Source organism: Stecheria intestinalis (assembly GCF_009696165.1).
Taxonomy (GTDB): domain Bacteria; phylum Bacillota_I; class Bacilli_A; order Erysipelotrichales; family Erysipelotrichaceae; genus Bulleidia; species Bulleidia intestinalis.
Genome location: NZ_VUMN01000034.1, coordinates 17,904 through 27,338, shown reverse-complemented (window position 1 = coordinate 27,338; position 9,435 = coordinate 17,904). Strand labels below are relative to the sequence as shown.

Genomic DNA, 9,435 nt, shown 5'->3' with positions numbered 1-9,435 from the left:
TCCAGAGAAATTATATCATAACTGGGAATAACAGGGAACACAGAATATATAAACTGTTGACAATAAAAAAGGCGATATCATCGCCAAAATCCGAATCCTATTGATTATCTGGTACTAAACTCAGGAGAAGCAGGAAAACAGATTGTCAACGTACCTCACGGAATGGAAAAGGTGTACTATTGTCACCATATAAGGAGGAACTGTGATGCTGTATACCGAAAGCTTCCGGCAGGATAATTTCACTCCGAAGAGATTCGAATCCGATCATGTGATTACCCTGCATGGAACAGAAATTCCATACCATACGGTCTGCGAGGATAATGTCTTCTACAACAAGGAAGGAAAGCCGATTGCCTCGATCTTCTCCTATTCGTATTTCCGCAAGGATGCTGAAAACCAGAAAGAACGTCCGGTTATTTTCTGCTATAACGGCGGCCCGGGCAGCTCCTGTGTCTATGTACATGCCGGGTTCCTTGGCCCGAGGCGCATGGTCTATGGAGAACCAGATCGTCCGACTGCCTTCGGACCATGGAAGGTCATCGACAATCCGGACTGCCCGCTGGACGATGCGGATCTCGTCTTTGTCGATCCGGTCGGAACAGGTTACGGGGTTCTGATTGATGAGTCTGAAAGCAAGACGTTCTATGGTATTGAAGAAGATGCGGAAGCACTGCTGACATTCATAGAAGCATGGACGAAGCGGTATAACCGCGGTCTGTCTCCGAAGTATCTGGTCGGTGAGAGCTATGGGTGCACCAGGAGCGCGACGGCGGCCGGCATTGCCGCAATCGGCGGAAAGGAACGGGAATACGGCATTGCATTTGATGGTATCGTGATGATCGGCAATACGGTGACGGTCGGAAAGTATTTTGCAGAAGGCATTCCGGTAGAACCGAGCGTGCTCGGGTTCCCGACGTATGCCGGGGTCAACTGGTTCCACCATCATCCGACCGATCAGACGGTCGAGGAGTTCGTGAAGGAGGCCAAGGCGTTTGCGGATACGGAGTATGTGCTTGCATTGTATCGGGGAGAATCGCTGAGTGAAGCCGAGAAGGAACATATCATCGAGAGGGTTTCCTACTATACGGGTGTCTCGAGAGAGTATCTGCTGCGCAACGGGCTGAAGATCGATGATGATACGTACCGTCAGGAAGTGCTGAAGAAAGAAGGGAAGGCAGTTTCCCGCTATGATGGCCGTGTGACCAGACCATTGCTTTCTCCGGCTGTCGATGAAGAGAAGAAAGCATTATGGGATGATGCGACTGCGGATCGCTATGATGCCTATTTCTATGCCGCATTGACGGGAGATATTCTGCCTGGTCTGAATATCACTCTGGATCGCGGCTATATCATGTCGACGCTCGGCTGGAAGAACTGGAATAATGTGACCCCGGCAGGCACGACGGCAGAGCAGCTGCGCAATGCGATGACGAGAAGACCTGGCATGCGGACGTTCTTCGCAAATGGATGGTTTGATCTCTGCACGGAGTTCGGGTATGTCTTCCATACGCTGGATCATGCCGGCCTGCCGAAAGACCGTGTCTATGTCAAAGGATATCCGAGCGGGCATATGATCTATCTCGGCGAAGAGAATGTGAAAGCACTTCTCACGGATGTGCATCAGTTCATTCTCGGCAAGGATCCGACGAGATAAGTACTCAGTAAAGCTGGTGCTGCGGTGCCGGCTTTTCTTCTGCAGAAAAGGGAAGAAAGATTCAGAAACCGTCTTGACGGAATATCTAAATGATATTATTTTGATATCACAAAGGAGATGCTGTTATGGAAGAGATTGTTCTGAAAGGAAAGAAAAACGGACTTGCGGTATGCGTGATTCTGATTGTCCTGTATGTGCTGGCGGTTCTTGGATTGACTGCGGAAACCAATGAAATCCTGTCTGTACTTGCCATGGTATGGTTGTGCGTCGGCTGGATCGGATTCATGGGGCTGAAGATTCTGAAGCCGCAGGAGGCACTGGTTCTGACGCTGTTCGGAAAGTATATCGGGAATCTGAAGGGAGAGGGATTCTATTTCGTGAATCCTTTCTGCCAGTCGGTGAATCCAGCTGCGAGAACTTCGCTGAATCAGAGCGGCGATGTGAAGAACGAGCTGTCCTTTGCTAGAGGGAATGGCGCGGAGGGTATTTCCAGAAAGATTTCTCTGAAAGTGATGACGCTGAATAATGCCCGTCAGAAGATCAATGATGTACTTGGCAATCCGGTAGAAATCGGCATTGCCGTGACGTGGCAGGTGAAGGATACTGCCAAGGCGGTATTCCGGGTAGATAACTATAAGGAATTCCTGTCGCTGATGTGCGATACTGCATTGCGTGATATTGTCCGTCTTTATCCGTATGATGTGGCACCGAATATCGATACGACCGGAGATGGTCAGCCAGATGATGGATCTCTGAGGGGATCGAGTACGGTTGTGGCGGAGCGGATCCGCCAGGAGATTCAGAAGCGGGTGAGTGAAGCCGGGATTGAGGTTCTGGATGCACGGATCACCTATCTTGCCTACGCACCTGAGATTGCCGCAGTCATGCTGCAGAGACAGCAGGCAAGTGCGATCATCGATGCACGAAAGATGATCGTGGATGGTGCTGTCGGCATGGTGGAGATGGCGCTGGATCGTCTGGAGAAGAATCAGACGGTAGAACTGGATGACGAGCGCAAAGCCGCAATGGTTTCCAACCTGCTGGTCGTTCTGTGCGGGAATCATGATGCCCAGCCAGTCGTGAATTCCGGAAGTCTGTATTGATGGCTGAGAAGAAACAGGTACCGCTTCGTCTTTCACCGCAGCTGTATGATGCCATTGCGCAGTGGGCAGAAGATGATTTCCGCTCGATCAACGGACAGATCGAATATCTTCTGACAGAATGCGTGAAGCAGAGGAAGAAGAACGGGGCTTATGTGGGGAAAGAGATTGATGTCCCGCCAAAGCTGGATATCAAGTGAAGAAATGAGGGAAATTGCATGAAGGTATCCTCTGCATCCATGTTCATGATGGGCATCGATGCCGCGATGGGAATTCTGATTCCCGTGGTGCTGGTCGTCCTGCTCAGAAAGAAGAAACATTGCGATCTGAAGCCGTTCTTTGCGGGCTGGATTGTTTTCCTGCTGTTTGCCAATGTCCTGGAACAGATAGTTCATTCACTGGTGCTGAGTTCGTCAATCGGAACAGTGATCCGGAGTTCTGCCGGAATGATGGCACTGTACGGAGCGGTGATGGCGGCTTTGTTTGAAGAAACCGGAAGAAGGCTTGCCTTCTCAAAGGTTCTGAAGAAGAATCTGGACCATCCTTGGAATTCCTGGATGTACGGAGCCGGGCATGGCGGTGCTGAAGTATTCACGATTCTGACGATTGGAATGATCACGAATCTCGTATATGCCAAGGCGATCAATTCCGGAACTGAGGCAGAACTGCTTGCCGGGCTCACGAGTGCGCAGACTGCTCAGATGCAGAATCTGTTTGCACAGCTGGCAGAGACGCCTGCATGGATGTATCTGTTCAGTCTGATGGAACGGATTTCAGCAATGATACTGCAGATTTCGCTGTCGGTTCTTGTGGCTGCTTCTGTGCGGCTGGGAAAAAATGGGAACAGATATCTGCTTGCGGCTTATCTGATTCATTTCGGGGCTGACTTCCTTTCTGTGTTCATGGGCAGTGCCGGTCCGGTGTGGCTGGCTGAGATCGGGATCCTGATCATGGCGCTTCTGACCGCCTTCTATGCACAGAAGGTATGGGAAAAGGAATGCTGATGCGGGTCCCGGCACTTGCATGGATCAAAATGTTTCGTATGATAATGGAGTAAGGTTTCAGGAGTCTGATGGCGAAGATTCGTTCTGAGCAGGAAGAGGAAAGCTGAACTTCTCGTTTATGCTGTTTCTGTCCCGTCGGATTCCGGCGGGATTTTTTCGGAGGAGTGATCATGTATCGTTTTGCAATCTATGGCAAAGGTGGCATCGGAAAGTCTACGACAACTGCAGCACTTTCCTGCGCATTTGCTGAAAAAGGCTATCGGGTCATGCAGATCGGGTGCGATCCGAAAGCGGATTCGACGCTGTTTCTGCATGGCGGCAAGCGGATTCCATGTATTCTTGAAACGCTGAGAAACAAGAAGAATCTGGCTGGCCTGGAGGACATGGTCTTTGAAGGGACGGATGGCATTCTGTGTGCGGAGTGCGGCGGTCCTCTGCCAGGGCTCGGCTGTGCCGGCAGAGGCATCGGAGCAGCATTTGAGGCACTGGAAGAACAGGATGCGTTTGAAGTTCTGAAACCGGATATCGTCCTGTTTGATGTGCTCGGCGATGTTGTATGTGGCGGCTTTGCCCTGCCGATCCGGGAGAGCTATGCTGATCAGGTCTATATCGTTACGTCCGGGGAGAATATGGCTCTTTATGCGGCAGATAATATTGCCCAGGCTGTTGAGAATTTCCGGGAACGCGGATATGCAAGACTCGGCGGGGTGATTCTGAACCGGCGGAATGTTCCACAGGAGAAAGAGAAAACCGAAGAATTCTGCCGGAAGCGGAATACAGTGCTGGCTGCAGATCTTCCGAGAGATAATTCCGTGGCGCTTGCCGAAGAAGCCGGAGGACCGGTCATGAAGCTTTACCCGGAGAGTGCGTATGCACAGTCAGTCCGGAAGCTGGCAGATTTCATGCTGGAACATGGAGTAAGCAGATGAAGGCATATCAGGAAATCCGGGATGTTCCGTATACCTTTAATGCAGATCTCGGCATGGTGTATTCCAGTCCGTGCAGAGGAACGTGGAATATCGTGCATTACGGTCTGCTGGTACCGGAGGGGCATGAGATTTATGTGTGTCCGACCTCATGCCTCAGGGGCGTCGTGCTGACTACTGCGGAACTTGGAATCCAGGCAATGAAGAAGCTTTCCACAATCACGGTCGGAGAAGACAATCTTCTCGACGGTGACATGGAAGAAGAACTTTATCATGGGACGAAGGAGATTCTTTCAAAGCTGGATCCGAAGCCCAGGATGGTCATGATCTTCACCTCGTGCGTGCACCACTTCCTGGCAGTCAACTATCAGCGGGTCTATCGCAAGCTGCGCCAGGAATATCCGGATATCGATTTCATCGATTGCTACATGGACCCGGTCATGAGACGGAAGAATCCGCCTGATCCAAGCTTGCGCAGACAAGTGCTCCGGGTTCTGAAACCGGCTGAAAAAGAAGCAGATCATGCGGCCTTTGTCGGAAACTGTTTTCCGATGGAATGGTGCGATCTGATTCCGTTATTGAAACGAAATGGCATACGGATCAGCGATCTGACTATGACAAAGACTTATGATGAATTCCTCGATCAGGCACATGCCAGCGTGAATTTCACATTTCATCGGGCAGCTGCACCGGCAGCCAGAGACCTGAGGATCAGACTCGGACAGGAATGGGTTGAGATGCACGAGACCTATGACTACGAGGCCATTGAAAAAGACCTGGACAGGGCGGCGGAAGCAATGCATATTCCTCCATACTCCCAAGCAGAGTATGCAGAGCTGCGGAAGCAGACGGAAGCAAAGGTGAAAAAAGCAAGAGAAGTTCTTGATGGGATACCGGTTTCCATTGACTATACGCTGATTGATGAGCCGCTGGGACTTGCACTGTATCTCCTGGATCATGGGTTTGAAGTGGAATCCGTGCTGATCGATTCAATCCATGAAGATGAAAGCGTGTTCCGGAAACTGCAGGCGAGGAAACCAGACCTGAGGTTCTATAATTCTCTGAACTGGAATATGCGTGCATGTGACAGAACACATGATGGGAAGATCATCGGCATCGGACAGAAAGCTGCTTACTTCAATAACACGCCATATTTCATCAATGCGGTAGAGAATGCCGGCATGTACGGATATCGGGGCATCATGCGGCTGATGGATCTTCTGATTGAAGCAGCAGAGCAGCCGAAGGATCTGAAACAGCTGGTGCAGGTAAAAGGCTGGGGGTGCAGGTGCAATGGGTGACTGGCATACGCATGTGATCACGACGACCTATGCGGCAGATGTGTCCGGAGTATGCTCGGCGATGTTTGAGCTTGGCGGAATGAGCATCATCCATGACCCGAGCGGCTGTAATTCTACGTACCCGACGCATGATGAGCCCCGCTGGTATGACAGCACTTCGCTGATGTTCGCTTCCGGTCTGGATGAGATGGGCGCGATCATGGGGGATGATTCCGTTGTAATCAAGGATGCAGTGGCAGCGATTCATGATCTGCATCCGAGGTTTGTGACGCTGTGCGGATCATCGATTCCGCATGTGATCGGCTTTGATACGGTCGGTGTCGCAAAGCTGATTGAAGAACAGACCGGCGTGCCTGTACTCGGTGTGCAGACGGATGGTCTCAAGAGCTATGTCTCCGGAGTCGGGAAGGCACTGGATGCCTGGATTTCCAGATTTGCAGATCCGAAAGAAGAAAAGGTTCTGAATTCCGTGAATCTTCTGGGAGTGACGCCGCTGGACTTTTCGACTGCTGAAAATGTCTCCCTGCTGAAGCAGACGTTTGAAGAATATGGCTGGAAAGTGAATGGATGCTTCGCAATGAATGATTCCTTTGAGAATCTTACGCATGCATGCAGGGCTTCGGTGAATGTTGCTGTCTCGTCAGCTGGTCTGATTCCGGCAAAGAAGATGAAAACAAGATACGGAATTCCTTATGTGCTTGGCCTTCCGATGGGAAAGAAGATGAGTGCAAGAGTCATCTCTGCCTGCAGAAAGGCACAGGAGGAAGGAACGAATCAGAGCGCCTATGAGACGTTCCAGGATGGGACCGTTCTCATCATCGGAGAAGAAGTGTTCGCTGCTTCAGCAGCACAGAGTCTCCGGGAGGCAGGGCTGCGCGCATATTCCGTTTCACCGGATCCGGATGAAGGGTTTGATGAAGAAACTCTCGGGACCATGATGAATGCGGCTGAGATCGTGATCGGAGATCCGCTGTTCCGGGTGCTCTGGGAGGAGAAACCCGGGAAGCGGTTCATCGATTTTCCGCATGAAGCATGCTCGGGGAGAATCTTCCGGGATTCGATTCCGCTGTTTGCGGGAAGTTCCTTTGAGCTGGAAAGGCTGATCGGATCATGAATGCTGAGAAGAAGTTCCATCAGGTCATGATCCTTTCCGTGGTGCTTCTGGTGTTCTGTTTTCTTGCGGCTTTATGCATGGGCAGATATTCCATCCCGATTTCGACCGTATTTGCTGAACTGATGGGTAATGGCGATCCTTCGAGCACGGTGCATACCGTGATCTTCAACGTACGGATCCCGAGAATGATCCTGAGCATTCTTGCCGGGGCAGGTCTGTCTGCTGCCGGACTTGCATTTCAGTGTCTGTTTTCCAATCCCCTGGCAACACCGGATACGCTTGGCACGGCCGAAGGTGCTTCGTTCGGCGCAGCTCTTGGAATTCTGCTCGGATTTCAGTCGGCGGGCGTGCAGGCACTTTCTCTGATCATGGGTGCAGCGGCAGTGGCACTGGTCTTTCTGGTGTCAGGAAAAGGGAATGGCCGTTCGCGTTCGATGATCTATGTGATCCTTGCCGGCATGGTGATCTCATCGCTGTTCCGGGCACTGGTATCGCTGACGAAATATGCGGCAGATCCGCAGGATCAGCTGCCGGTGATTACTTTCTGGCTGATGGGAAGCTTCTCGGGGATAACGAAGCGCTCACTCCTGACTTCGGCTCCGCTGATTCTTGCAGGGCTCTTVATTCTGACCCTGCTCAGGTTCCGGCTGAATGTGCTTTCGCTTTCTGAAGAAGAAGCAAAGAGCCTCGGCATGAACCTGAAGCAGATGCGGATTCTCATTGTCGTCTCAGCATCAGCGATCACCGCGGCCGTGGTATCTGCCTGCGGCGTGATCGGCTGGGTAGGCCTGCTGGTGCCGCATATTGCACGGATGCTGCTGGGAAATGACAACCGGTACTGCGAGCCTGCAAGCATGGTACTCGGCGGATTATTTATGCTGGTGACGGATACTGCTGCCCGCTGCATGACTGCTTCGGAGATCCCGGTTTCAATTCTGACCGCTCTGATCGGAGCACCGGTATTCATTCTGCTGTTAAGAAAGACAGGGGGAATCAGGGCATGAAGCTGGAACTGATTGATGGATCATTTGCCTATGAGCATTCCGGTCTGGTTCTGAACCAGGTGAGTTTTTCTGCAGAGGAAGGAGAAACGGTTGCGGTACTTGGTCCGAATGGAATCGGCAAGACAACGCTGTTACGATGCCTGCTTGGCTTTCTGAAGCTGCAGAAAGGTGAGATTCGGATCAACGGCAGACCGCGCTCTGAAATATCGGATCAGGAGTTCTGGCGCATGTGTGCATATGTTCCGCAAGCCCGCAGTCAGACGTTTGCCTATACGGTAGAAGAAACGGTGCTGATGGGCAGAGGTCCATATCTCGGCTTCTTTCAGATGCCGCAGAGAAAAGATGAAGAGATTGCCATTCAGGCAATGAAGGAGGCCGGGGTTTATGAGCTGCGCGATCGCAGCTGCAATGAAATTTCGGGCGGAGAACTGCAGCTGGTGCTGATCGCAAGAGCCCTGGCTGCCAAGCCGCAGATGCTGGTCATGGATGAACCGGAGACGGGACTTGATTTCCGCAATCAGCTCAGGGTCATGGATCTGATTGATGTGCTGTCTCATCAGAAAGGACTGACGGTGATTCTCAATACACATTATCCGGATCACGCCTGCAGCATTGCGGATCGCACACTTCTGCTGTCCGATCATTCGGTGCAGTTCGGGAAGACTTCAGAAGTGCTGACGGAAGCACATATGGAAGAAGCGTTCGGCGTTGAAGTACATATGCATGAAGAAGTGATCGGGGGAAAGAATTATGTCTCGATGATTCCGGTAGCTCTCAAAGACAGTCAGAGATACAATCATCACTCGGAATAAGAAAAGATGCTTTTGCAGCGGATAGAAAAAAACTGATCATGGTTTTCAATCATTGCATGCAGTTCAGCCTATGGATCAGAACGATCCGCTAAACAGCATCTTTTTCTCCCTCAAATCGTTTCCGGTGATTCTTCAGACTGTTTGGCAAAGTTAAAATCTCATGCTTGTGAAAGTCATACCTGCTGAAATTGACGAAGAGACTATTCCGTCCGGCAGCAGAGCATCATAGAACAAAATAATTAGAGCAGAAAACAGATCAGAACAATAATAGGTCTAGCATGCTTGCATATAAGAGGATCCGTCTCTTCAAATTGGAAAAGAAGTATTTCATGCAATCGCAGGCTTGCATTCATGTTTACGCTGCCCGGGAAGATGAGGCTTGGCGCTTTCTGCGGACATGGGAGTTTCATCGTCGGACAGATTGTATCGGAAAATATCTACAGCTATCTGTATACAATGACGATGAAGATGACAATTGCAAGTGTAACTATTACCCACTCACAAATTTCTTTTCTGCTTT

At 50.9% G+C, this 9,435-nt stretch carries 9 protein-coding genes; all 9 read left to right on the top strand.

Translation table 11 applies throughout. From position 1 onward, the window contains the following. Nucleotides 1–205 precede the first annotated feature (205 nt). The 9 genes from FYJ51_RS11560 to FYJ51_RS11520 all read left to right on the top strand — a co-directional run bounded on the left by FYJ51_RS11560 (nt 206) and on the right by FYJ51_RS11520 (nt 8,915). A complete protein-coding gene (locus FYJ51_RS11560; protein WP_154505763.1) occupies nt 206–1,654 on the top strand; it encodes a S10 family peptidase in 1,449 nt (482 codons plus the stop codon). 125 nt (nt 1,655–1,779) lie between these two features. After that, nucleotides 1,780–2,757, top strand: a complete 978-nt coding sequence (locus FYJ51_RS11555; RefSeq protein ID WP_154505762.1) for an SPFH domain-containing protein — start codon at nt 1,780–1,782, stop codon at nt 2,755–2,757. Further along, nucleotides 2,757–2,954 carry a PTS ascorbate transporter subunit IIC gene (locus FYJ51_RS11550; protein WP_105304843.1) on the top strand — a complete coding sequence of 66 codons (198 nt, stop codon included), beginning with the start codon at nt 2,757–2,759 and terminating at the stop codon, nt 2,952–2,954. Before FYJ51_RS11555 ends, FYJ51_RS11550 begins: the two co-directional genes overlap by 1 nt. 18 nt (nt 2,955–2,972) lie before the next feature. Next, complete coding sequence (locus FYJ51_RS11545) at nt 2,973–3,758, top strand: YhfC family intramembrane metalloprotease (RefSeq protein WP_154505761.1); 786 nt, start codon at nt 2,973–2,975, stop codon at nt 3,756–3,758. A 170-nt stretch (nt 3,759–3,928) separates the two neighbouring features. Continuing rightward, nucleotides 3,929–4,687 carry a nitrogenase iron protein NifH gene (locus FYJ51_RS11540; RefSeq protein ID WP_154505760.1) on the top strand — a complete coding sequence of 253 codons (759 nt, stop codon included), beginning with the start codon at nt 3,929–3,931 and terminating at the stop codon, nt 4,685–4,687. Then, nucleotides 4,684–5,985, top strand: coding sequence for a nitrogenase component 1 (locus FYJ51_RS11535; protein ID WP_154505759.1), 1,302 nt, complete (start codon nt 4,684–4,686; stop codon nt 5,983–5,985). Before FYJ51_RS11540 ends, FYJ51_RS11535 begins: the two co-directional genes overlap by 4 nt. Next, nucleotides 5,978–7,099, top strand: a complete 1,122-nt coding sequence (locus FYJ51_RS11530; RefSeq protein ID WP_154505758.1) for a nitrogenase component 1 — start codon at nt 5,978–5,980, stop codon at nt 7,097–7,099. Before FYJ51_RS11535 ends, FYJ51_RS11530 begins: the two co-directional genes overlap by 8 nt. Then, a complete protein-coding gene (locus FYJ51_RS11525) occupies nt 7,096–8,103 on the top strand; it encodes a FecCD family ABC transporter permease (RefSeq protein ID WP_154505757.1) in 1,008 nt (335 codons plus the stop codon). The genes FYJ51_RS11530 and FYJ51_RS11525 overlap by 4 nt, the downstream gene beginning before the upstream one ends. After that, nucleotides 8,100–8,915 carry an ABC transporter ATP-binding protein gene (locus FYJ51_RS11520; RefSeq protein WP_154505756.1) on the top strand — a complete coding sequence of 272 codons (816 nt, stop codon included), beginning with the start codon at nt 8,100–8,102 and terminating at the stop codon, nt 8,913–8,915. The genes FYJ51_RS11525 and FYJ51_RS11520 overlap by 4 nt, the downstream gene beginning before the upstream one ends. Nucleotides 8,916–9,435 lie beyond the last annotated feature (520 nt).